We start from the raw sequence: 23,510 nt of genomic DNA, 5'->3' as shown, positions 1-23,510 counted from the left end.
CGCAATCAACCCCGACACCACAGCAAGTAGACAACGCCAATCAGTCACGCGCAGCGCGCGAGAACCTGCGTTCCCAGCATCCTGACGGAGGAGTGCGCCAGGTCGCCAACCCACAGGGTGGACGCAGCTTCACCTGGGGCAGATTCACCACCGCTTTCGCGGCGCCGGTGTCGGTGCTCCGAGTCGGCGTCCGTGTAACCGGCAACCTCGATCCGGCGGTCGTCCAAGCGCTCCTGGAGCAGGCCCAACTCGCCGTCGACCTGCACTTCAACCGAGGCGAGCAACTCCTGTCCGGCGACTGGATGATGGTCGACCTGGTCCCGGTCAGCGACCCTGCAGCGGCTGACATGACCATCGATCTCGATCCGTCCAACCCCCACAGCACGCCTGTCGACGCCGACCTCGACACCCTCACCGAGCTGCTGCGAGAACAGCTCGGACTGCCTCCCGGCGGCACCGACCTGGATGTGGACGACATCCGCGAATTGAGCAACAGCATCGCTCGCGCCAATACACCGGCAGCTCTCGACGGTCTCCCGGATACCCGTGTCGAGGGACCCGAGCGGCTCGACAGCCTCGAACACGCCGAGTACCAGCACGACGTGGAAGATGCTCTGCGAGATGGCAACCGGTTCTTGGTCGGCGCCGACCCGCGGACCAACGACTACGGGCGCCTGATCAACGATGGCGGGCCGAGCGTTCAGGGCAGGAGCAACAACTGCCTCGACGGATCTCTGGCCGCATTGTCATCGTTCAACGGCAGGCCCGAAGTCGGTTCACCGCGCTGGCCCGACCTCGACGCCAACGGGAACCTCGACACCCGGTCAGGCGAGCAAAGCGGGATCGATCGAGCAACCGCCTGGTTGGGCGGTTCGTGGCAGCTCGGTGACAGCAACCTTGCGGTCTCGGCTCAGTTCCAGGCGCTGCACGACCAGATTCGCAGCATGGGTCCAGGAGCGTCAGCGCTGGTCGTCAACACCTGGCACGCGCGAGACGAAAAGACTGGTGAACTGCTGTACGAGTCGGACGGTTCGCCCACGATCGACGGTTCCCACGCGACCGTCATCGTCTATCCGCACGGCGCTGCGGGTCCGGTGTGGTGGGATCCGCAGACATCCGAATACTCGGACACGCCACCGCACAACCTGACCAGCGGGTCGGTCGAACTCTGGTCGATGCCCGTCGATACCCAAGGAGTAGCCAATGCCGGTTCCACCGCTGGTCACCAAGGAACAAGTGCGGGAATTCCTAGCGGAAGCGTTTCCAACCCAGACCTTCTCGGTGATCGAGTTCAACCACGGGTGGGTGTGCCGACCGGAGCTGAGCCCGGAACAGAAAGCAGCGGGCCAGGGACTCGGCCAGACGAGCTACGTCCTGGACAAACAGACCGGGGTAGTGACAGTGCACCCCAGCCTGCACCCGTGGACGATCGGCGAGACGTACGACCAGGCGATCGAGACCGGTCAGCCGGTGAACGGGCGTCAGATCTATCCCAAACGCCGACGGGCGGCGTTCCATCGACTGACGGAGAACAGCGAAACGATCACCTACCAAGTGACCGTGACGTCGTTGATCAATCCGCCGGAACAAACCGAGACGTACCAGCTGACGTTCAACAAACAAACCCTGAAAAGGGATCGACGCGGACCCATGGACTCACTGGTGATCTCGAAAGCCCAGTGGCTCAACCGCAGGCAACAGAGTTGGCCGACGGACGGGACGATCGAGGACTAGTCAGTCCGACCGCATCGGATCAGCGAGGGCTCGACGATACCCCTACCGGTGTTCTTCGACCGGATGCGGGAGACCCCGACACGGGTCGTTCAGACGATGACCTCGAACGCGAGCCCAGGTTCAGCATGGTGGATGCCGCGGCAGCCGAGGTGTCCGATCTGGTCGAGCTCCAAAGGCTGGCCAGGCGCGCCGCGAACGTCGGATGGAAGACGATGGGCGGTGCGCTGGATTTCACGGTCGGAGAGCAGACCGGAACATTCGCCGGATTCAGCGGCACTGCCGACGTGTCCAGGAACGCAGCGGCCGGCACGCAACTTCCACCGATAGCTCCCCCCTCGCAGAACAATTCGATCGTTCCCGATATCAGCGAGGACGAGATTCGAAGGAATGATGCGGAAAACAACCTGCTCGAGCATCTCCATTCACAGCTCAGCGAGCAGTACCCGCTGGATGAGAACAATCAAAATCAGGTATCGGGCCGCGTCCGACTTTTCTCCGAACAAGAGCCCTGCCAATCATGCAATCCGACAATTCGCGCATTTCAGAGGATGTATCCGAACATCGAAGTAGAAGTGTACTATGTCCTCCCGTACCCCCCGCTGCGTCGCGATAGACCGACACTGTAACTCGCGCGAAGGAATACACTATGACGTACATACAAGATATTGCCCGACCGCTGACGGAATCCGGTCTCGTCGCCCCCGAAGCCATCAAAGGATGCACCCCGCAAGAGGTTGATTCCCTGATGGAGGCTCAACACGTATCGCACATACCCGAATCCTATAGGGAATTCTTGTTATTCGGCGGCCGCGATCCGTACTGGCTCAACCGTGGTGGCGAGTGGGACTTCGACTGGCTGCTCGAAGGAAAGGAAATTGCCCGCGAAATTGTCGAGGACGACTACCACGAAGATTTCACACCGTTTGCCGAGTCGTTCATTTTCCAAACCCACCAGGGCTACATGTTCAACTTTTTTCGCCAGGAGGACCTGGAAGATCCTGACCCATATTTCTGGATCTATACCGGCGACAGACCTCTCCGAAAAAGCACTGCCCGTTTCACCGCTTGGATCAACATTCTCGCCGAGGAGCTCCCCCGGGCAATCGAGCTGAGAAATCGGATGCATGGTAACTGAGATGAACCGGATCGATGCCGAACTCCAGGCGTCGATTTCCGCGGGTGCGGGTGGCTGGGATGGCGATACGGGGGCATCGGGCCGATGGGGTCTGGCCCAAGGCTGGTGTTCACCAGGCGTGAGGGGTCGGGTGCGGGCGTAGGGTCGCGTTCATGGCTTGCAAGATCACCGAACTCGTCATCGATTGCGCCGACCCGGAACTGCTGGCGGGCTTCTGGTGCGAAGTGCTCGGCTATGTCGTGCTCGACCGGGACGAGGGTGACGTCCAGATCGGCGCGCCGGGAACCGAATTCGGCGGACCGCAGCCCACTCTGCTGTTCAGCCTGAGCACCGACCCCAGGCGGGGGAAATTGCCGATGCACCTCGATGTGAACGCGACCGACCGCGATCAGGACGAAGAACTTCAACGTCTGCTCGCCGCGGGCGCCCGCAAGGTCGACATCGGACAGACCGGCGCCGAAACCTGGCATGTGCTGGCCGACCCCGAGGGTAACGAATTCTGCCTGTTGCGGCGGCGAGTGGGGACAGCCTGAGCCACCCGGCGTTCGGGTCTACCGACCGGCTCCGGCCGACGGCCATCGCTCAGGCGGGGATCGGGTCGGATCCGTCGAAGGGTGGGTAGGTGTCGCCGGTGGTGCGTTCGGCGGCGGCGATGTAGACGGCCAGGGCTTCGCGGGATTGTGTGAGGCGGTCGATTTGGTCGTCGAGGCGGTGGAGGCGGGTTCGCATGGCGGACAGCAGGTCTGGGCAGGCGGGGAGAGTGGGGGTTTCGCCTTCCGCGCAGGGTAGGAGGTAGGCGATGTCTTCGGAGGACAGGCCGGCGCCGAGCAGGTGGCGGATCTGTTTCACGCGTAGCGGGGCGGTGTCGTCGTATTCGCGGTAGCCGTTCGGACTGCGTTCGGCGACCATCAGGCCCTGGGCTTCGTAGTAGCGCAGTTGGTGGGCATTGACGCCCGTGCGGGTACTCAGTTCGCCGATTCGCATCGCAACCTCACTTGACCTTCATACCGGTATCAACGTTGATGATGCTGCCATGCACAACGCAACCGAAACACCTGTGACTGTCATCGGACTCGGCCTCATGGGTCGATCGCTCGCCGGCGCGCTCCTCGCGGCCGGGCATCCCACCACCGTCTGGAATCGGACGCCCGCCAAGGCCGACCGGCTGGTGGCCGAGGGTGCGCGACTCGCGCCGACCATCGGTGCCGCCCTGCGGGCGAGCACGATCACGATCGTCTGCGTCACCGACTACCCGGCCGTGCGCGATCTGTTCGCCGCGAGCGATGTCGACGGCACGACCCTGCTCAACCTCACCTCGGGCGACTCCGCCCAGGCCCGCGAAACGGCCCGCTGGTTCGAACAGCGCGGCGCCCGCTACCTCGACGGCGCGATCATGGCCATCCCGCAGGCGATCGGAACTCCCGACGCGGTAGTTCTGCACAGCGGTCCACAGGCCGACTTCGACGCACACCGGAAAACCCTCGAGGCACTCGGCACCGTCACCTATCTGGGCGCCGACCACGGCCTGGCCGCCCTGTACGACGTGGCGGGTCTGACCATGATGTGGAGCGTCCTCAACGCGTGGCTCCAGGGCACCGCCCTGCTCCGAACCGCCGGTGTCGACGCCGCGACGTTCGCCCCGTTCGCGCAGATGATGGCGGCCGGGGTGGCCACCTGGCTGCCCGGCTACGCCGAGCAGATCGACAGCGGTTCCTATCCCGCCACGGTGGCGGCCCTGGAGACCGACGCGCGAACGATGGCGCACCTGATCGAGGAGTGCGAGGCGCTCGGCGTCAACGCCGAGCTCCCGAAGCTGTTCAAGACCATGGCAGACCGCTCTATCGCCGCAGGTCACGGCGGTGAACAGTATCCCGTGCTGATCGAAGAGTTCGCCAAGCCGCGCACCGACTGACGCGCACCGCGTGCGCGAGAGGTAGCCCGGCTGACTCCGCGTGCCGGAAACGACGATGCGGCCACGCAGCACCGGCATCGCCCAGCCTCGGTGTCCTACCCGTTCACCACGTCGGCGAGCGTGATGATGGCCTGCTCCCAGAGTTCAGCGAAGCGCGCGGCCTGGTCTTCGGTGAACAGGGACGCGCTCCAGCGGAAGTTGGTTGTCAGGGCCGGACCTTCGGGGGTGGTGCCGATGCCCGCGATGACGTCGACCGCGTAGCGCAGGGGTAGGTCTGGTTCCGGGTCCAGCGGAAGCGCTGTGTCGTGTTCGCCGACGAGCAGCGACCAGGGGTCGGATTCGTTGCCGCTGAGGTCGATTCGGCCGAGGTAGTTGAATTCGACCTGGGGTTCGGCGGCGGACCGGAGTTCCGCCGCGCGGTTGACGTAGCGCAGCAGACCGTAATCCAATCCCTGGTTGGGGATTTCGCGCAGGTGTGTCGAGACGGAGCCGAGCAGACTACGGGCGGCAGCCGGGTCCGCTTGCGCGCGTGCGATATCCACCGCGTTGTCACCGACGCCGAGGCGGACGGGGAAGACGTTGGTGAACCAGCCGAGGGTGTTGGCCGTGTCGGTGCCGAGGGTGGTATCGGCGCGGCCGTGACCCTCCATGGCGATCAAGGCGCCTGCGGCCGGGTCGTTTCCGTTGTCGGCGTGCAGCGAGGCCATGGTCATGGTGAGGGCGGTGAGCAGGAACTCGCGGACACCCTCGTCCTTGCCGACACGGTCGAGGAGACGGTCGGTGACCGCGACCGGCGTCGCGACCGTGCTGACGCGCAGGCTGGACCAGGTGTCGGTGGCCGGTGCGGGATGCCGGGAGCCGAGGGCAGCGTCGGGCTCCCTGACCTGCGTGGCCCAGTAGTCGCGCTGGGCAAGGACTTTCGGTGCGGAAGCGCGCTGCCACATGGCCTCGGACCACTGCCGGTAGGAGGTGAACTCGGGCAGCATCTTCGGCGTCACGCCCGCTTGGATCTGCTGCCAGGCGGCGGCGAGGGCATCGAGCATGATGTGCCACGACACGACATCGACCGCGAGGTGGTGCACCGCGAGCAGCAGGATGTCGTCATCGGCGCCGGAGCCCGGCACGCCGGCCGGATCAGCCGCGCCTGCGACTTCGGCAGCATCACCCGGGAACCACACTGCGCGAACCATTTCCCCGGCCCGTGGGTCGATCGCGTCGTTGGCGATCCGCGCGTATTTCGTGATGGCCGTGGCGAGTTCGGTGCCGCTGAGCCCTCGCGGTGCTTCGATGACGAGGTCGCCGGCGTTCACCACGCCGGGCGCGCGCGTGACCATGCGCGGGCCGTCCGGTGTATCGGTGAGCACCGCGCGCAGGGTGTCGTGCGCGTCGAGCAGCGCCTGGAGAGTGGATTCCAGTGCCGCACGGTCGATTCCGGCAGGCAGACGCAGGAGCGCGGCCTGGGTGAAGCGGCGGTAGTTGCCGTATTCATACATCCAGGAGACCACCGGCAGCGGCGGGACCACACCGTAGGCGTCGGCGCCGGACTGCGCGGCGGCGGCCGGTGCGTCATCGACGGCGGCGGCGAGTTCGCGGATGGTCGGGCAGGCCAGCACCATGCGCGGATTGAGGGCGAGGCCGCGGCGGCGGGCCTTGTTGACCAGCGAGATCGCGACGATGCTGTCGACGCCGAGTTCGTAGAAGTCGGCGTCGATGCCGGGCGCACGGCCGTCGAAGAGTTCGGCGAACAGCTCGCTGAGCGCGATCTCGGTGGGCGTCTCGGCGGCCGCGTCGCTGTCGGCGGCCGACAGCGACTGCTCGGCGAGCTCGTTCAGCGCCGGGCCGTCGAGCTTGCCGTTGACGTTCACCGGCAGCTGGTCCATCACGACGATCCGCGCGGGAATCATGTACGCGGGCAGGCGTTGCGCGAGATCGGCACGCACCCGGCTCACGATCACGGCCCGTCCGGCCTTGCCGACGACGAAGCCGACCAGCGAGGCGCCACCGGCACGGCGCACCACGGTCACCGCGGCGGTGTCGATATCGGCCGAACGCCGCAGCGCGGTCTCGATCTCACCGACCTCGATCCGATAGCCGCGCACCTTCACCTGGGCGTCGGCGCGGCCGAGGTAACCGAAGCGGCCACCCGGGAGCCGGCGCACGAGGTCGCCGGTGCGGTACATGCGCGCACCGGGGCGCGTCGGGTCGGCGACGAAACGGTCTGCGGTGATGGCGGGCTTGCCGAGGTAGCCGCGGGCCAGCTGCACGCCCGACAGGTAGAGCTCGCCGACGATGCCCTGCGGGACCGGTCGCAGCCGGGAGTCGAGCACGTAGCCGACCATGCCACCGTTGGCGGTGCCGATCGTGGGGATTTCCGAGGTGGCGACGGGCGCGACCACCGCTTCGACCGTCGTCTCGGTGGGCCCGTAGCAGTTGTACACAGCCGTTGCGGGGAGCGCGCGCAACCGCGCCCACAGGGCGGTGTCGATCGCCTCGCCGCCGAGAGCCAGCACCGGCAGTTCGCGATCGAGCAGGCCCGCCGCCGCCAGCTGGGCGAGCATCGACGGGGTCGTGTCGATCATGTCGATGTCGAATTCGGCCATGCCGGAGACGATTCGGTGCGCGTCACGCATCTCCTCGGCGTCGAACAGGTGCAGCGCCTGCCCGGCGAAGAACCCGACCATCGGCTGCCAGGAGGCATCGAAGCCGAGCGACCAGGCGTGCGCGATCCGCAGGGGGCGGCCGAGCTTGGTCATCGCCGGGCGGTAGAAGCGCTCGAGGTGGTCGGCGAAGTAGCCCGCCAGGGCGGCGTTCGTGCCGACGACGCCCTTGGGTTCGCCGGTGGAGCCGGAGGTGAAGATGATGTAGGCGCTGTGGTCGAGTTCGCGATTCACCGCGGGGGCCTGTGCGGGCCGGGCCGCGACCCGCGCGATGACGGCAGGCTCGTCGAGCGCCAATACCGGCACCGATCGGTCGGCCGTGGTGTCGGCCGCCGGCTCGGTGACGCCGTCGAGCAGCGTCCGATCTCGGTCGAGGACGACGGCGAGGACCGGGTTCGACTGGCGCAGAATCGAGGCGATCCGGGCAGCCGGGAGCGTGATGTCGACCGGGACGTACGCCGCGCCCGCGGCGAACGTCGCCAGGATGGTGATGATCGAGCGCGGGCTGCGCGGGAGCATCAGGGCGACAACAGTTTCCGGGCCGACACCGTGCGCGGCGAACTCCCCGGCCAACCGGCAGGCTTCCTCGTGCAGCGCACGGTAGGTGAATACCTCACCCGAGGCGGTGGTGAGGGCGATCGCGTCCGGGGTGGCGGTGGTCTGCCGCTCGAACAGTTCCCACGGGGTGGCGGTCGGCGGCGCAGTGGTATCCGTTGCGGCGCTGCGGAGTTCGGCGTGCTCGGCCTCGGTGAGCAGGTCGATCGCATCGGTGGTCGCGGCGGCGTCGAGGGTCGGCAGGGTGCGCAGGACGGTCAGCATCCGGGCGCCGAGGTCGGCGGGGTCGAGGTGTCCGAGGAGCGCGGGAATCGCTTCGACGAGGACGAGCAGTTCGCCGTCGCTCAGGTGGGAGACGACCGTGAGCGGGTAGTGCGCGAGGCTTTCCATCTCGATCGGCCGGAACCGGGCGCCGTCGGGGGCGGTGACCGTCTGGATGGCGTCGTCGATGGGGGCGTTCTCGAAGACGAACAGGGTGTCGAACAGGGCGCCGTGACCGGCCGCGCGTTGCAGAGTCGACAGGCTGAGATACCCGATGTCGCGCATGGTGGCCGAATCGCGTTGCAGGCGTGCGCATTGCGCGACGACCGGCTCGGCGGAGTCGAGGCGGTGCACGACCGGGACGGTGTTGATGAACAGCCCGACCATGCCCTCGACGCCCGCGAGCTTCTCGGGGCGGCCGGAGATGGTGGTGCCGTAGACCACGTCTCGACGGTCGGTGATGCGGCCGAGTAGCAGCGTCCAGGCGAACTGGACGGCGGTGTTCAGCGTCATCCCGTTGGTGCGCGCCCACTGTTGCAGCCGGTCGGTTTCGGTGGCGGACAGCCGCAGTCGCGTGGTCTGCGGAACGGCGGAGCCGCGATCGCCGGTGCCGTCGGCCAACACCAGCGGCGCGCTGACCTGCTGTAGGTACTCTGCCCAGCGGCGGGCGGCGGCGTCGTGGTCCTGCGCGCCGAGCCAGCCGATGTAGTCACGGTAGGGACGGGGCGCGGGCAGACCGTCGAGGATGCCGCCCGCTCGGTAGACGGCGAGCAGTTCGGTGAAGAACACCGCGACCGCCCAGCCGTCCATCAGAATGTGGTGCGCGGTGAGGATCATCCGCTTGCGCGGCTCGGGCGCGTCGGTGACGTCGAGCAGCAGCACACGCAGGGCGGGACCACGGCTGAGCGCGAACGGGACGCGTCGCTCGGATTCGGCGATGGCCTCGAATTCCGTGGTGAGCGCGTCTCGTTCGGCCCACGGCAACTCCGCGCGCGAGGGGATGATCTGCACCGGCTTGGGCACGTCGGTGTCCCAGAACGCGGCACGCAGGTTCGGATGACGGTCCAGCATGGCCTGTGCGCTGCGCCGCAGCAGGCCGGTGTCGAGCGGGCCGTCGATATCGACCACGAACTGCATCGTGTACAGGTCGATCTCGGTGCCCGTGAGCCGGGAGAGCGAGAACAGCCCCTCCTGCAGCGGACTCAGCGCGAGTACGTCTTCGATCTGCGGCGCACTCATGCTGCGTCCCTTCCTAACTGCTCGTTCATCCCGACGTTCGTGCTCATCCCTGCGCGGACCAGGCGGCCGTCAGCGCGGACAGGGCGTCGGATTCCAGGCCCGACGCGCTCATCGGCGCGTGCGAAACCTGTTCGGGCTCATCGGCTTGCGTCGCGTCGCCGGCGGCGGTGTCGACAGCAGCGGCCAGTTCGGTGATCGTGGCGCATTCGAACACCAGCTGCGGTGACAGCGGCAGGCCGAGAGCATCGGCGCGGGCCGACCACTGGATGGAGATGACGCTGTCGCCGCCGAGGGCGAAGAAGTTGTCCTCGCCGACGACGTCGTCGATCTCGAGCAGTTCCTCGATCAGCGCGATCAGGGTGCGCTCGGTGTCGGAGTCGGTCGCCGCACCGGTGGCGACGGCGCTCGCGGCCACCGGGGCGGGGGTGGCCAGCAGACGCTCGAGATCCGCGGCGGGCAGCACACGCAGGTCGGCGACCGGCAGGTCCGGCGTTTCGGCGAAGGCGCGCAGCGTGGCGGCGAGCGCGTCGGCGATCAGCGCGGCCGTGGCCGGGTCGTACAGATCGGCGTTGACGACGACGCGGACGTCCATGCCGCCGTCGGCGGTCACGTTCAGGCTCAGGTTCAGATCCAGGAACGAGACGTCGAAATCGGCGGGCAGCACGGTGACGGTGCTCTCCCCCGAGGTAGCGAACGGGAGCGTGGTGGGTGCCCAGTCGGCGCCGCGGAAGTGGATCATGCTCTGGAACAACGGGTTCCGCGAGCGCGACCGACGCGGGTTGAGCGCTTCGACCAGGCGCTCGATCGGCAGCTCCTGGTGGGCGTTGGCGTCGAGCACCACATTGCGGGCCCGCACCACGGTGTCGCGCAACGTCGGCGCGTTCGACAGGTCGTTGCGCAGCACGACCATGTTGGCGAACAACCCGATCAGCGCCGTCGTCGCCGGATCGGTGCGCGCCGCGACGGGAGTGCCGAGGGTGATGTCGGTGCCACCACCGAGGGTGTGCAGCAGGGTGGCGACCGCGGCCTGGCACACCATGAACTCGGTGGCGCCGCTGCGGACCGCGAGCGATTCGAGCCCGGAGCGCACGGCGGCGGGCAGCGAGAAGGTGACCACCTCGCCGCGCTTGCCGAGCACCGGCGGACGCTGCCGATCGTGGGCGACCGCGATCTCCTCGGGAACGTTCGCGAGCGTGGCCCGCCAGTACTCGATCTGGTCGGTGGCGAACGCGCTCGGCGCGGCCTGGTCGAACAGTTCACGCTGCCACAGCGCGTAGTCGGCGAACTGGACCGGCAGCGGCGCCCAGTCCGGGGCGCCGCCCTGTTCGCTGCGAGCCCGGTAGGCGGCGGTGAGGTCGTCGAGCAGCACGCCGAAGGAGGCGTGGTCGGCGACGATGTGGTGCACCAGCAGCGAGAGCACGTGGGCGCCCGCGTCGAGTACGAGCAGTTCGGCGCGGATCAGCGGCTCACCGTCGAGGGTGAAGTGGTAGTCGGCGATCTCGGCGAGTGCCTCGGTGAGCTGGTCGGCGGCGATCTCGCGCACCGGCAGCGGGACCGGAGCGGCGGGGTGCACCACCTGGTAGGGCACGCCGTCGTGTTCGGGGAAGGTGGTGCGCAGCGACTCGTGCCGGGCGACCACGTCATCGAGCGCGGCACGCAGGGCCGCGATGTCGAGTGCGCCGTCGAAGCGCAGGGCCAGCGGCAGGTTGCCGACCGAGCCCGCACCCTCCATCCGGTACTGGAACCACATCGCCAGCTGCGAGTACGACAGCGGAACGCGCTCGCCGCGCGGGCGCCCACCGATCGCGGGGCGAGTGGACCGCACCGGTCCGGCGGTCGCGGTATCCGCCGTCGCGGTTTCCGCGGGCGCGCTCTCGGCGGGGGCGTCCTCGACATCGTTGTCGACGGCGTCGAGGTCGATATCGAACTCCGCCAGGAAGCGAGCGACCAGGTTTGCGGCCAGGGCGGCGGGGGTCGGGCTGTCGAACACGACGCGCACGTCGAGTTCGATGCCGAACTCCGCGCGGACCTGGGCCACCAGGCGGGCCGCGAGCAGGGAGTGCCCGCCGAGTTCGAAGAAGGAGTCCTCCGCACTGACCTCGTCGAGGTTGAACAGCGCGCCGAACAGGGCGCACACCTTGCGTTCGGTGGCCGTGGCCGGGGCGCGGTGGGTGCGCACCACGGCGGGGGTCGCCGCGGGCAGAGCGCGCTTGTCGAGCTTGCCGTTGACGGTGAGCGGGATCTCGGGGATCACCGCGAACGCGCTGGGCACCATGTATTCCGGCAGTCCGCCTGCCGCGAACGCGTGGACCTGTTCGAGGTCGACGGTGCCCTCGGCGGGCACCACATAGGCGGCGAGCATCGCGCCGATGGCGGGGTCTTCGGTCACCACGACCACGCAGTGGGCGACGGCGGGATGCGCGGCGATCGCCGCCTCGACCTCGCCGAGCTCGATGCGGAAACCACGCACCTTCACCTGTTCGTCGGCGCGGCCGACGAACTCGAGCTCGCCGAAGGTGTTGCGGCGCACCAGGTCACCGGAGCGGTACATGCGGGCGCCCATCGCGGGGCCGCCCTCGGCCGCGGCGAACGGGTCGGCGACGAAACGCTGCGCGCTCAGCGCGGGACGGTCCAGGTAGCCGCGGGCGAGCTGGTCGCCACCGAGGTAGAGCTCACCGACGACGCCGTCGGGCACCAGCTGCAATGCCTCGTCGAGGACGTAGGTGTAGACGTTGCGGTTGGGGATGCCGATCGGCACCACGCCGGTGCCCTGCGGCCCCGCGACCGGCATATGGGTCGAGCAGACGACGGCCTCGGTCGGTCCGTAGTGATTGCGGAGTTCGGCCTCCAGCGTGTTGAAGAACCGGTCCGCGACCTCGCCGGGCAGCGCCTCGCCGCCGACGGGGATCTGGCGCAGCGACTGCCATTCGCTGATCTCGGGCAGCAGCAGGAACGTGCTCAGCATCGACGGCACCATGTGCAGCACCGTCACCTGGCGGCGGGTGATGAGGTCGGCGACGTAGCGGATATCGCGGAAAGCGTTGGGCTTGGGCACGATCAGCTGCGCACCGACCGTGAGGGTGATCGCGATGTCGACCAGCGAGGCGTCGAAACTCACCGACGACGACTGCATCAGGCGGTCGGCGGCGGTCATGTTCCAGTCGGCGGTGAAGCAGACGATGTGTTCGGCGATCGCGTTGTGCGGCACCGGAACACCCTTGGGCTTGCCGGTGGAGCCGGAGGTGTAGATGACGTAGGCCAGGTTCGCCGGGAGCAGCGGACGCAGGCGCTCGGCATCGGTGGGCGCGGTCGCGGGGAGCCCCGCCGCCATCTCCTCGGCAGCGGCCAATTCGACTGCGCCGAGCAATAATCGAGGGTTCGCGTCCTCGACCAGGTACTCGATGCGATCCTGCGGGTAGGCCGGATCGATCGGGAGATAGGCGCCACCGGCCTTCAGGACGGCGAGCACGGCGACGATGAACTCCACCGAGGTGCCGAAGCGAAGGCCGACGAGGTCCTCGGTACCGATGCCCTGCCCGATCAGCCAGTGGGCCAGGCGATTCGCGCGCGCGTGCAGCGCGGCGTAGGTGAGCTCGGTGTCGTCGGAGAGCAGTGCGAGCGCGTCGGGCGCGGCCGCCGCGGCCGATTCCAGCAGCGCGACCAAGGTGGTCGCCGGTTCGTCGACGAGGGCGCCGTGCGAGCGATCCAGCAGGGCCGCGCGGTCGGTGGCACCGAGCATGTCGAGGTTGGCGAGCCTGCGTCGCGGCTCGCGCAACGCACTGTCGAGGAGCTGACCGAAGTGCGCGAGCAACTGGTCGACGAGGGCCTCGGCCAGCACATCGGTCTGGTACTCGGCCTCCACCACCGCGGTGCCGTCGGCCTCGAGCACGATGGCCAGCGCCAACGGCACCTGCGCGCTCGCCGCGCCGAGTTCGAGCTGGGTGGAGCTCACGCCGTCGAGGGCGAAACCGTCGGCGCTCTTGCGCACCGAGAAACCGAGGCGGACCAGCTGATCCAAGCCGTCGCGGCCTGCTACCCGATCCGGGTTCGCCTCGCGGACGACACGATCGATGCCGACGCCACGGTGCGCGAAGGCGCCGGTGCAGGTGTCGCGGACCGCGGCGACGAGCTGGGCGAAGTCGGCATGGGCGCCCATGGTGGCGCGCAGCAGCAGAGTATTGCCGAAATAGCCGATGAGCTGTTCGGTGCCCGCGGGGCGATCGGTCACCGGGATGGAGACGAGGAAGTCGTCGGCGGCGGTGTAGCGGTGGATCAGCGCGTCGAAACCGGCGAGCAGCACCATGAACGGGGTCGCGGCCTGTTCGCGGGCGAACTGTTCGGTGCGGGTGACGAGCTCGGCCGGCAGACGGTGGGTGCGGCGCTGGGCGTTGCGGCCGGGGGTGGCCGAGGCGGAGCCCGGCAGTTCGAGGGGTTCGGGCAGCGGACGCAGGGCCTCGCGCCAGAACGCCACATCGGCCTCGGCGGGTTCCTCGGTCGACGCGATCGCGGCGAACTGCACCGTGTCACGGCCGCCACCGTCGGCCGCGTTCGTTTCGTCGGGCGAGGCGCTGGGCTGCCCGGCCCGGTACGCGGCGTTCAGTTCGACGAAGAACACCGCCCAGGAATCGTCGTCCCAGGCGATGTGGTGGATGGTGAGGAGCACGACGTGCTCGTCGGTCCCGGTGCGGATCAGCGTGGCGCGCAGCGGGAGTTCGGTGCCGAGCGCGAACGGACGGCCGAACTCACGCTGGGCAAGCACCTCCACCCGCAGGTCACGACCCGACTCCGCGAGCTCGGTGAGGTCGTGGGTCGACCATTCGGCCTGTACGTCGGTGGCGAACACCTGGTACGGCGTGCCGTCGACGTCCGCGCCGTAGGTGGTGCGGAGGATGTCGTGGCGAGCCACCACCTGGTCGAACGCCGCGTGCAGACGGTCGGCGTCGAGCGAGCCGGTGAGGCGGTAGGCGACGCAGATGTTGAGGGCGGTGTCGTCGGCGTCGCGGGTCTGCAGGAACCACATGCGGCGCTGGCCGGGGGTGAGCGGGCGCCGCTCCCCCACCGGAATACGCGCTACGGCGACGGGTTCGGCGTTCACCACGGCCATGCCGCGTTCGCGCAGCTTCTGCTGGAGCAGCAGTTTGCGGCGCTCGGCGACGGACAGGGTGGCTTCGGTGTCAGACATGTTCTTCGGCCCCTCAGCCCTGGTTGGTGTTCTGTGCCATGAGCAGCACGACATCGTCGAGCGATGCGCCGCCGAGAATCGCCGCGACCGGCAGATCGCGATCCAGTTCCGCTTTCACGCGCTTGCGGAAGTCCAAGGCCTGCAACGAATCGAGACCGAGCGCGACCAAGGGCATGGTGGCGTCGATGGATTCGGCGCTGTCACCGCCGATCACCTTGAGCAGTTCGGTGCGCATACGCAGGTCGAGCGGGAAACTGTCGGTGGGCGCAGCGGGCGCCGCAGCGGCCACGGCCGCCGGAACCGCACTCACCGTCTCTGCGGGCGCCGGTGCCACCTGCGGTGCGGGCGTGGCGGATTCGAGCCCGGTGAGCACGCTGGCCTGGCCGAACGCGCCGAGCACCTCGCGCAGGAAGTCCCAGTCGGCGGCGATGATCATGCCGTCGCGCACCGGCGCGGCGAGCCCGGCCTCGATCGCATCCGCGGGCACCATCGGGAACACGCCTGCCTCCTCGACCCGGGCGAACCCGGCATCGTCGAGCGGGCCGGCCACGCTCCACAGCCCCCATTGCAGGCTCGCGGCGGCGATGCCACGGGCGCGCAGCCTGCGGGCCGCCACGTCGAGCATGCGGTTGGTCACCGCGTACAGGACCTGCCCACGTCCGCCCAGCGTCGCCGCCATCGACGAGCACAGCAGGACCCGGCAGTCCACGGTCAGCGCGACCGCGTCGATCAGGTTGTCCAGGCCGCGCAGCTTCGCGGCGGCGGCGGTGCGCACGGCGTCGTCGGTGATCTGGTCGAGTTCGGCGTCCACATAGTTGACGGCGGCGTGAATCACCAGGTCGACCGGGCGATCGGCGATCTCGGCACCGAACACCTTCGCGGCGTCGACCTCGCTGACATCGCACGACCGCACCACGATCTCGGTCGCGCCGATACCGCGCAGCCGAGCCAGTTCCGGTGCCAGCGCCTCGGTTTCACCGCTGCGGCTCAGCAGCGTGACACGGCCCGCTCCGGTACGCGCCAGCTGATCGGCGAACCGCAGACCCAGCTGACCGGTACCACCGACGATCACCACGTGATCGAGATCTGTTCCGAGCGAACCGGTTTCATCGGTGGTATCGACGACCAGGCGCTTGACGAACAGCTTGCCGGCGCGCAGCGCCAGCTCGGCTTCCCCGCTGGAGTGCACCGCACCGACGATCTTGGCGGCCTGGGCGGGAGCGGATTCGTTCGCGGCGAGATCGAGGTGCCGGAAGAGGATTCCCGGGTTCTCGATACCCACACTGCGGAATCCGGCGCTCACGCCCGACTGGAACAGCCCGGGAATCGGATCACCGTCGTGGACGGTCTCGCCGCCGACGGTCAGCAGCCAGCACTCGCCACCGGGACGCAGCGCGGACAACGCCGGGGCCCAGGCGCGTTCGGCGTAAAACCGCGCCAGCGCGTCGATCGCACCGGCGCTGTCGTCGTCGCCGGAAGCGGGCAGCAACACGACCACGGAGTCAGCGGTCCCCACAGCTCGGTCCCGGCTGTCCTGGCCCGAAGGCGTGCCGGCTCCGATGACGCGCGCGTCGGCGCCGTGGCGGTCCGCGGCGGCGACCAGGGCGGCGGCCAGCTCGGCGCATTCACCCGTGTGGTCGACGACGAGGAGACTGCGCGGCGCGGTCAGCGCGCGACGCTGTACCGGAATCCACTGTTCCACCAGCCGTTGCGGTTTCGGGGTGGAGACCACGAGTTCGGCGGGGGTCTCGTGGGCGCCGAGGGGAGCCCACAGTCGCTTGGCGTTGGTCACGGTGTGCGGGAAGTCTCGCAGCGGGAGGGTGACGGTGTCGTCGACTCGCAGTGCGTCCCAGCGGTAGTCGATGTCGAGGACGGCGACCTGGGCGAGATTGCGGGTGAACTCCGAGAGCCCCTCCGCGGTGCGCAGCGACGTGCCGAGGACACGGAAATCACGGGCGGGCACACCGGGACGGTTCGGGACCAGGCTGAGGTTTTCCTGGATGGCCAGCTGCAGCACGGGGTGCTCGGCGACCTCGATCATCAGGTCGACGCCATCGCTACCCGCGCTGACCACGGCCCGGTCGAACCGAACGCGATTGCGCAGATTCCAGAACCAGTACTCCTCCTGCTTGAGGTCAGGAGTGATCGGCTCGCCGAGAGTCGCGCCGTAGCAAGCGATCTCGGACGCGGTGAAGTTCGGCGTGCTCATCTCGTCACCGAGGAAGCCTTCGAAATCAGCCCGCACTTCGGCGACAATGGAGGTGTGTGCCGGGAAGGCGACCCGGATCTCCCTCGCGAACTGGCCACGCGCGGTAGCGGCGGCCACCAGATCGACGACGGCGCCGCGTTCACCGGAGATGGCGATGATGTGCGGCGAGTTGACGACCGCGAGCTCGGCCCACCCCGAGTGCCGCGCCATCAGCGCTTCCACGCTCTCGCGGTCCATCCCGAAGACCGCCATCGAATAGCCGCGCGGGGACAGCCGGTCCGCGAGCAGGGCGCGATGGGTCACCGCGAGCACCGAGTCACGCAGCGTCATCACGCCGGAGACCGCGCCCGCGGCGAGCTCGCCCTGGCTGTGGCCGATGGTCGCGTGCGGATCCACCCCCGCCGCCCGCCACACCGCGGCCAGGCCCGTCATGTGGAACATCAACGCGGGCTGCACTTCCCACACCGTGTCCTCGTACTGCCCCTCGTCGCCGAGCAGATAGTGCAGCGGCTGGGAATGCCCGAAGCGTTCGGCGTGGATGGCGGCGCATTCGTCGACCACCGCGCGGTAGTCGGCCGACAGCTCGTAGAACGTGGCGCCCATGCCGGGCCGCTGACTGCCCTGGCCGGGGAAGACGAACCCGATCCGGCGCGCGCTCGCCGGCACGTCGCCGTGCACGACGAGTGCGTGCTCGGAGCCGGTCGCGATCGCGTCGAGTGCGGACACCAGCTCGTCGGTCGGCCCCGTCGGCGACGCCAGGATCAGCGCCCGGCGACGACGGGGCACGCGGGTGCGGAACAGCATGTCCGACAATCGTTGCGCGCTCGCCTCGGGATGCGCGGCAACATATTCACGCAGGGCGGCCGCCTCGGCGCGCAGTCCGTCGACACTGTCGGAGGACAGCAGGACGGGAACGCTGCCGTCCGGCAAGCGGTACTCAGCCATGGTTGGTCTCCTCCAGCACCGGCAGGCCGACGATGGCGTGCGCGTTGGTTCCCGCGACACCGAACGAGGACACCGCGGCATAGCGCAGGCCGTCCGCGCGCGGCGCCCAGTCGGTGAGTTCGGCGGCCAGACGCAAACTGGTCGCGTCCCAGTCGATCTCGGTGGTCGGCGCGTCTGCCCACAGGCTCGGCGCGATCGCGCCGTGCGCACCGCACAGCAGCACCTTGATCAGCCCGAGCATCCCCGAGGCCGCCTGGGCGTGGCCGGTGTTGGACTTCACCGAGCCGAGCAGGGGTCCGTCGGTGCGGTCCGGGTTGCCGTAAGTCGCTGCCAGCGCGGTCAATTCGAGCGGGTCGCCGACGGCGGTGCCGGTGCCGTGCCCTTCGATCAGGCCGATGTCGTCGGCGCTGATCCCGGCCGCGGCGACCGTGTCCTCGATCAGCCGCTGCTGAGCGCCCGCGCTCGGCACCGCGATCGGGGCGCCGGAACCGTTGTGGTTGACCCGCGAGCCGAGCAGCTGCCCGTAGATCCGGTGACCCAGCGCCTTCGCCCGCGATTCCCGTTCCAGCACGACGACTCCCGCACCCTCTGCCCAGAGGGTGCCGGTGGGGTCGGCGGCGTAGGAACGGCAGTGGCCGTCGGTGGCGAGGGCGTTGTTCTTGGAGAACTCGTAGAACGCGCCGGGCGAACCCATCACGCACACTCCGCCGGCCAGCGCCCACTCGCACTCGCCCGCGCGGATCGCCGAGGCCGCCTGGTGCACGGCGGTCAGCGACGACGCGCACGCGGTATCCACGCTGATCGAGGGACCGATCAGGCCGAGGCCGTGGGAGATGCGCCCGGCCACCGCGCCGAGCGCGGTCCCTGTCGCGCGATAGCCGCTGTACTCGTTCACCGAGCCCACCCGTGGCCCGTATTCGACGGTCGAGACGCCCATCCACACACCGGCCGAATCACCGTCCAGCGCACCGGGATTGATGCCCGCGTGTTCGAGCGCACGCCACGCGACCCGCATGGCCACTCGCTGCTGCGGATCCATCGCCACCGCTTCGCGCGGGGTGATGCCGAAGAACTGTGCGTCGAAGTCGGTCGCGCCGTCGAGGAACCCGCCCGCGTCACGAACCGGCGCCCAGCCGTCGAGCCTGCCGAGGGCGAACAGCTCGTCGAGCGGCCAGTCACGATCGCGCGGGAACGGGCCGATCAGCTCACGCCCGGAAGCGAGGGCGGACCAGAAGTCGGGCAGGGTCTCGACGCCGCCGGGGGCCTCGACACCCATCCCGACGATCACGATGGGATCGAAGTTCATCGCGCGAGCGCCTTGCCGACGAGCGCCTCGGCGATGCCGTCGATGTTCTCGTCGAGGTAGAAGTGGCCGCCCTCGAACAGGTTGACCTCGATCTCGGCGGTGGTGCTCTGGTCCCAGCCGTAGAGGTCGCGCGGCCCGACGAACGGATCGTCATCGCCACCGAGCACCAGCACGGGCGTCGCGACAGCCACGTCGGGACCACAGGAGTAGGCGTCGAAGGCGCGGTAATCGGCCTTCAGGACCGGCAGCGCCATCCGCATCACCTCACGGCTGGCCATCACGTCGGCGCCGGTGCCGTTGAGCGTGGCCATGTGGTCGAGCAATTCGTCGTCCTCGGTGGGATGCGCGGGGAGCTCGGCGATTCGGTGCGGTGCGGCGGCCGCGGAGACCACCAGCAAACGCACGGACAACCCCGCGGCCTCGGCCAGCCGGACGAATTCGAACGCGACGATGGAGCCCATGCTGTGGCCGAAGACGGTGAGCGGTGCGCCGGTGTTGTGGGCGGAGTCGCGGAACGCCTCGAAGGCGCCGGCGGCCAGCTCGGGCAGGGTCTGCGCGGCGGCTTCCCGCGCGCGGTCCTGACGGCCGGGGTACTGGACGATCGCGGTGTCGAAGTCGGCGGCCATACGCTTGGCGAACACCCGATAAGCCGAGGCGCCCGCGCCCGCGTGCGGGAAGACGATCAGCGGCGGTAGGGAATCGGTCCTGGGGGCCTGAAATTGCCTGATCCAGCCGAGTTCTCTTGCCATGTCGCTCTCCCTCACCGGCCGCGCAAAGCCGCGCGGCCGTTTCGCACTATCCAAACGCCGCGCTCACGCACGGGCCCGCCCGGCGCTGTCGTCCGGGATCGGGGCGAATCCTGTTGCATCCGAATCCGACCCGAATCGGGAACGGCCCGGCTATCACCGGGCGATCGGTCGGGCAACAGTAACACCCAGCCATTAGTATAGGCTAGCCTTACCAATCGAGGTGACCAAGGTTACGATTGAACGGAGCACCGAGTAGATGAACCCCGTCGGGACCCCCACCCCGCTGCCCCGCGAGCAGACCGATCTGCCCGCCGAGGTGGCTGCCACGCCCGCGCCGGTGCTGCCCGTCTTCGCGGCGCCGTTCAGCCTGCGCCTGGCCGATCCCGACGGCACCGACCCCGAGCTGCTCGCCGAATGGATGGCCCGCCCGCACCTGCTCGAATCGTGGGAACAGGATTGGGACGCCGATCGCCGCCGCGAGAACTTCCGCGCCCAGCTGGCCGGAACCTATTCCCGCCCGTGCATTCTCAGCCTGGACTTCGCCGTCCTGGGTGAGCCCGAACTCGGGGTGCGCGATATCGCCTACCTGGAGTTCTACCGCGCCGCCAAGGACGAGATCGGCCGCTTCTACGACAGCGATCCCCATGACATCGGCTTCCACATCGCCACCGCCGACACCGCGGTGATCGGCAAGGGCATCATGTCGGCCTGGATCTCCACCATGACCACCGCCGTTTTCGCGGCCGATCCCGCGTGCCGCCGCGTCCTGGGCGATCCCGACCACCGCAACGTGGCGATCGCTCGCAGCCTGGCCAAGGCCGGGTTCCAGTCGATCGGCGAGATCGACGTCCGACCCGACCGGCGGATCGCGTTGCAGTACGTGCCGCGCACGCCGGAAGACGTAGTCGCACCACGCTGAGCGCAAGAACGCTGAGCACAAAGAAAGAGCCCCTCTCGTCGAGTTATCGATCGGGAGGGGCTCTTTCGTGCGCACTCAGCGAGCGCCGGCGGTAGCGCGCGCCCGAGCGGGCACCGTTTGCAGCACCCGGTCCGAAAGTTCGCCGAGGCAACTGAGGTTCGGGAACCCCGGCCCCTGCGCCATCGCAGCCATATTGGGGAGGTAGAGCTTGCCGCCGAGCCCGGTGACCGCCAGGTCGTAGCCGATCGACGACTCGATCCGCGACTGCGTCAGGGCACCGCCGACGGCGAGCTCGAGCAGATCCGCGGTCCGCTGATCGAACATCTCGAGGAACCACAGCGGCTGACCACCGGTGGCATCCACCACCAGGTCGAAGTTGTGGACCTGGTCGGCGCGCAGCTCGTTGCTCAGCGTCAAGGCCAGCGATTCGCCCTGCGGCGCGATCTTGGTGACCCGCCCCTGCAGGTGATGAACGCGGTTGTCGCCCAACAGGCTTTCCTGCACACGCACCGAGAACACCCCGCGGTCGGTGCGCCGGATCACGTCGCGGCGTTCCTGGATGCTCAGCGCCGCCCATTTCACGGGATCGCTGAACAGCGAGTTCTCGAAGAAGCTCTCGCCACGGGTGTAGAGGGTGGCCAGCGGGGAGATCACCGAGATGGTGAGCATCTCGTGCCGCACCAGCTCGTCCAGCGCCGAGCCGCCGGTCTCGCCGCCACCGATCACCGCGGCGCGCGAGGCGGCGGGCAGCGTGCGTTTGCCTGCCCGGTCCCAGAATTCGGCGATGCTGAGCACACGGGGATGGTCGAGGAGGGCGCGGCTGCTGCGGCCGGGGCCGGTGATCATCAGGCCGTCGGCGGTGAGCCGGCTCTGCGCGCCGTCGGCATCGACCACGTCGACCTGCCACTGCTCACCATCGCCGTGACCGATCCTCTCCACACGACCGAGCACCAGCTCGAGGTCGATGGACTTCGCGACCCACTGCAGGTACTTGGCCCACACGTGGTGTTGCGGACTCGGCCTGCCGCGGTCGATCCACTCGGCGTAGGTGCCGTGTTCGATCAGGAACGTGGTCCAGCTGAAGGCGGCCATCGCGTGATCGATATCGCGGTTGCGCCCGCGCGCCCACGTGGAGTGGTACGGGAAGCCGATGTCCTTTTCGGGACTGGTGCCCAGACGGTGCTGTCCGTCGGTCCAGCCGCCGGTGGGCAGCCAGTTGCCGCCGACGGCATGCGCCTCGACCACGACCACGCGTGGAGCGGGCATTCCGAGCGAGCGCAGAACGTGCGATTTAGTCGCCACCGCAAGGGCTTTCGGCCCAGCGCCGACTACCAGGAGGGTTTCCACCGGTTCGTTCTCCACTCTCTCACGCACCAGCCCATATTTGCATAGGCTTACCTTATTTAACCACCGAAGCAGACAAACAAGTGTCGTTAGGCTAACCTAACGACCATGGGTAAGGGATTGAACGGTCTGATAACCAAGGCCTGGGGCGGCGCCGACTACCGGCTGACAGTGACCTCCAACGAGGAGATCACCGACAAGTTCATCCGCATCGGCTTCACCGCCGGCGGCCTGCTCGCCGACCACCCGGTGCACCCCACCCAGTGGATCCGCCTGTGGATCCCCGACGCGACCAGCGACAAGCTGCACCACCGCGGCTACACCCTGGTCGACCAGAACCCCGACGAAGACACCATGAGCATCGACTTCGCTCTGCACAACGGTCCGGCGGCCGACTGGGCCCGCCGCGCGAAGCCGGGCGACCTGCTCGACGCCACCGTGCTCGGCTCGGACTTCCAGCTCCCGGAGCAGACCCCGAGCGAGTACGTCATCTTCGGCGACACCGCCTCCCTGCCCGCCATCAACTCGCTGCTCGACGCCATCGGCGACACCCCCGCGCGAGTCTGGCTGGAATGGCAGTACGAATCCGACAAGACCATCCCGGTGAACAACAAGCCCCACCACACCCTCACCTGGCTCCAGCGCGTCGACGACGGCCGCCTGCTGCGCGAGGCCGCCCAGGAAATCACCTGCGTCCCCGGCACTTACGGCTGGGTCACCTGCGACGGTCACACCACCCGCTCGATCGTGAAGACCCTCAAGACCCAGCACGCCCTGCCCAAGACCTCGATCAAGTCGCAGGCCTACTGGAAGTAGTCGGACCGGTTCCGCGAGGCGGGTGGCGGGCCGACCGGATTTCCGCGAGGGTAAGGGATGGAAGTTGTCCCCTGCCTGCGAGGAGAGCACCGTGTCCATTCTCGATGCCGCTACCCCCTTCGGCGAAGAGGTCGGCAAGCGGCTGGCCAAGGAACACGTGATCTGGTTGACCACCATCGGCGCGGACACCACCCCGCAGCCGAACCCGGTGTGGTTCCACTGGGAGAACGACGAGTTCCTCATCTTCACCATGCCCGAGGCCAAGAAGCTGCGGCACCTCGCGCGCAATCCGCGGGTCGCGCTCAACTTCAACGCCACCGAGAGCGGTGGCGAGGTCGCCGTCTTCACCGGCACGGCACGCATGAACGAGGCGCCCACCGAGGACGAGATCGCCCACTACGCAAGGAAATACACCAGGGGCTTCGTCGACATCAAGATGACCGAATCGGAATTCTTCGAGGCCTACTCGGTGCCGATCCGCGTCGCCCCGGACCGCCTGCGCGGCTTCTGAACTGCCGCGGTGCGTGCGCGTGAACCCGGCGAGTAC

14 protein-coding genes are annotated in these 23,510 nt (G+C 68.5%); 7 read left to right on the top strand and 7 right to left on the bottom strand.

Features of this window, described 5'->3' with window-relative positions; all coding sequences use genetic code 11:
• The first annotated feature begins 92 nt into the window (after window positions 1–92).
• From ACFULV_RS14580 to ACFULV_RS14570, 3 genes are all read left to right on the top strand, one after another.
• On the top strand, window positions 93–2,360 hold the full coding sequence (locus ACFULV_RS14580) for a toxin glutamine deamidase domain-containing protein (RefSeq protein ID WP_378656721.1): 2,268 nt from the start codon (window positions 93–95) through the stop codon (window positions 2,358–2,360).
• Window positions 2,361–2,380: 20 nt separating this feature from the next.
• On the top strand, window positions 2,381–2,869 hold the full coding sequence (locus ACFULV_RS14575) for an SMI1/KNR4 family protein (protein ID WP_378656637.1): 489 nt from the start codon (window positions 2,381–2,383) through the stop codon (window positions 2,867–2,869).
• A 152-nt stretch (window positions 2,870–3,021) separates the two neighbouring features.
• The gene (locus tag ACFULV_RS14570) at window positions 3,022–3,402 is read left to right on the top strand and encodes a VOC family protein (protein WP_378656634.1); all 381 of its coding nucleotides are present in this window, start codon (window positions 3,022–3,024) and stop codon (window positions 3,400–3,402) included.
• Window positions 3,403–3,451: 49 nt separating this feature from the next.
• Here the strand turns inward: ACFULV_RS14570 and ACFULV_RS14565 are convergent, their stop codons facing one another.
• On the bottom strand, window positions 3,452–3,853 hold the full coding sequence (locus ACFULV_RS14565) for a MerR family transcriptional regulator (RefSeq protein WP_378656631.1): 402 nt from the start codon (window positions 3,851–3,853) through the stop codon (window positions 3,452–3,454).
• Between the two features lie 73 nt (window positions 3,854–3,926).
• Here ACFULV_RS14565 and ACFULV_RS14560 point away from each other — a divergent pair, with 73 nt between their 5' ends.
• Window positions 3,927–4,781 (top strand): NAD(P)-dependent oxidoreductase, encoded by an 855-nt coding sequence (locus tag ACFULV_RS14560; RefSeq protein WP_378656628.1) that lies wholly within the window; start codon window positions 3,927–3,929, stop codon window positions 4,779–4,781.
• 95 nt (window positions 4,782–4,876) lie between these two features.
• Here the strand turns inward: ACFULV_RS14560 and ACFULV_RS14555 are convergent, their stop codons facing one another.
• The 5 genes from ACFULV_RS14555 to ACFULV_RS14535 are packed head-to-tail and all read right to left on the bottom strand — an operon-like array spanning window position 4,877 to window position 19,884.
• Entirely contained in the window at window positions 4,877–9,493 is a 4,617-nt protein-coding gene (locus tag ACFULV_RS14555; protein ID WP_378656625.1) for an amino acid adenylation domain-containing protein, read from the bottom strand.
• A gap of 43 nt (window positions 9,494–9,536) precedes the next feature.
• Window positions 9,537–14,675 (bottom strand): amino acid adenylation domain-containing protein, encoded by a 5,139-nt coding sequence (locus tag ACFULV_RS14550; RefSeq protein ID WP_378656623.1) that lies wholly within the window; start codon window positions 14,673–14,675, stop codon window positions 9,537–9,539.
• Window positions 14,676–14,688: 13 nt separating this feature from the next.
• Window positions 14,689–17,829 (bottom strand): nocobactin polyketide synthase NbtC, encoded by a 3,141-nt coding sequence (gene nbtC, locus ACFULV_RS14545; RefSeq protein ID WP_378656620.1) that lies wholly within the window; start codon window positions 17,827–17,829, stop codon window positions 14,689–14,691.
• Complete coding sequence (locus ACFULV_RS14540) at window positions 17,822–19,135, bottom strand: polyketide synthase (protein ID WP_378656617.1); 1,314 nt, start codon at window positions 19,133–19,135, stop codon at window positions 17,822–17,824. The genes nbtC and ACFULV_RS14540 overlap by 8 nt, the downstream gene beginning before the upstream one ends.
• Window positions 19,132–19,884 (bottom strand): thioesterase II family protein, encoded by a 753-nt coding sequence (locus tag ACFULV_RS14535; RefSeq protein WP_378656614.1) that lies wholly within the window; start codon window positions 19,882–19,884, stop codon window positions 19,132–19,134. Before ACFULV_RS14535 ends, ACFULV_RS14540 begins: the two co-directional genes overlap by 4 nt.
• Before the next feature lie 256 nt (window positions 19,885–20,140).
• On the opposite strand from ACFULV_RS14535, the gene ACFULV_RS14530 reads away from it, so the two are divergent.
• Window positions 20,141–20,803, top strand: coding sequence for a GNAT family N-acetyltransferase (locus ACFULV_RS14530; protein WP_378656612.1), 663 nt, complete (start codon window positions 20,141–20,143; stop codon window positions 20,801–20,803).
• 75 nt (window positions 20,804–20,878) lie between these two features.
• Here the strand turns inward: ACFULV_RS14530 and ACFULV_RS14525 are convergent, their stop codons facing one another.
• Window positions 20,879–22,150 (bottom strand): SidA/IucD/PvdA family monooxygenase, encoded by a 1,272-nt coding sequence (locus ACFULV_RS14525; RefSeq protein WP_378632462.1) that lies wholly within the window; start codon window positions 22,148–22,150, stop codon window positions 20,879–20,881.
• A 105-nt stretch (window positions 22,151–22,255) separates the two neighbouring features.
• On the opposite strand from ACFULV_RS14525, the gene ACFULV_RS14520 reads away from it, so the two are divergent.
• Window positions 22,256–22,963: a siderophore-interacting protein gene (locus tag ACFULV_RS14520; protein WP_378656609.1), complete on the top strand. Its 708-nt coding sequence runs from the start codon at window positions 22,256–22,258 to the stop codon at window positions 22,961–22,963.
• Between the two features lie 91 nt (window positions 22,964–23,054).
• On the top strand, window positions 23,055–23,474 hold the full coding sequence (locus ACFULV_RS14515; RefSeq protein ID WP_378656606.1) for a TIGR03667 family PPOX class F420-dependent oxidoreductase: 420 nt from the start codon (window positions 23,055–23,057) through the stop codon (window positions 23,472–23,474).
• The last annotated feature ends 36 nt before the right edge of the window (window positions 23,475–23,510 follow it).

Origin of the sequence: Nocardia sp. NPDC057272 (assembly GCF_042668615.1) — a bacterium.
In the GTDB taxonomy this organism is placed as follows: Bacteria; Actinomycetota; Actinomycetes; order Mycobacteriales; family Mycobacteriaceae; genus Nocardia.
This window is presented reverse-complemented; position numbering and strand designations above follow the sequence as displayed.

Excerpts from the sequence above, each read along its gene's own strand:
- ACFULV_RS14555 (WP_378656625.1), bottom strand. The coding sequence starts at position 9,493 with ATGAGTGCGCCGCAGATCGAAGACGTACTCGCGCTGAGTCCGCTGCAG.
- ACFULV_RS14570 (WP_378656634.1), top strand. The coding sequence starts at position 3,022 with ATGGCTTGCAAGATCACCGAACTCGTCATCGATTGCGCCGACCCGGAA.
- ACFULV_RS14530 (WP_378656612.1), top strand. The coding sequence starts at position 20,141 with ATGAACCCCGTCGGGACCCCCACCCCGCTGCCCCGCGAGCAGACCGAT.
- ACFULV_RS14575 (WP_378656637.1), top strand. The coding sequence starts at position 2,381 with ATGACGTACATACAAGATATTGCCCGACCGCTGACGGAATCCGGTCTC.
- ACFULV_RS14520 (WP_378656609.1), top strand. The coding sequence starts at position 22,256 with ATGGGTAAGGGATTGAACGGTCTGATAACCAAGGCCTGGGGCGGCGCC.
- ACFULV_RS14540 (WP_378656617.1), bottom strand. The coding sequence starts at position 19,135 with ATGAACTTCGATCCCATCGTGATCGTCGGGATGGGTGTCGAGGCCCCC.
- ACFULV_RS14565 (WP_378656631.1), bottom strand. The coding sequence starts at position 3,853 with ATGCGAATCGGCGAACTGAGTACCCGCACGGGCGTCAATGCCCACCAA.
- nbtC (WP_378656620.1), bottom strand. The coding sequence starts at position 17,829 with ATGGCTGAGTACCGCTTGCCGGACGGCAGCGTTCCCGTCCTGCTGTCC.
- ACFULV_RS14550 (WP_378656623.1), bottom strand. The coding sequence starts at position 14,675 with ATGTCTGACACCGAAGCCACCCTGTCCGTCGCCGAGCGCCGCAAACTG.
- ACFULV_RS14535 (WP_378656614.1), bottom strand. The coding sequence starts at position 19,884 with ATGGCAAGAGAACTCGGCTGGATCAGGCAATTTCAGGCCCCCAGGACC.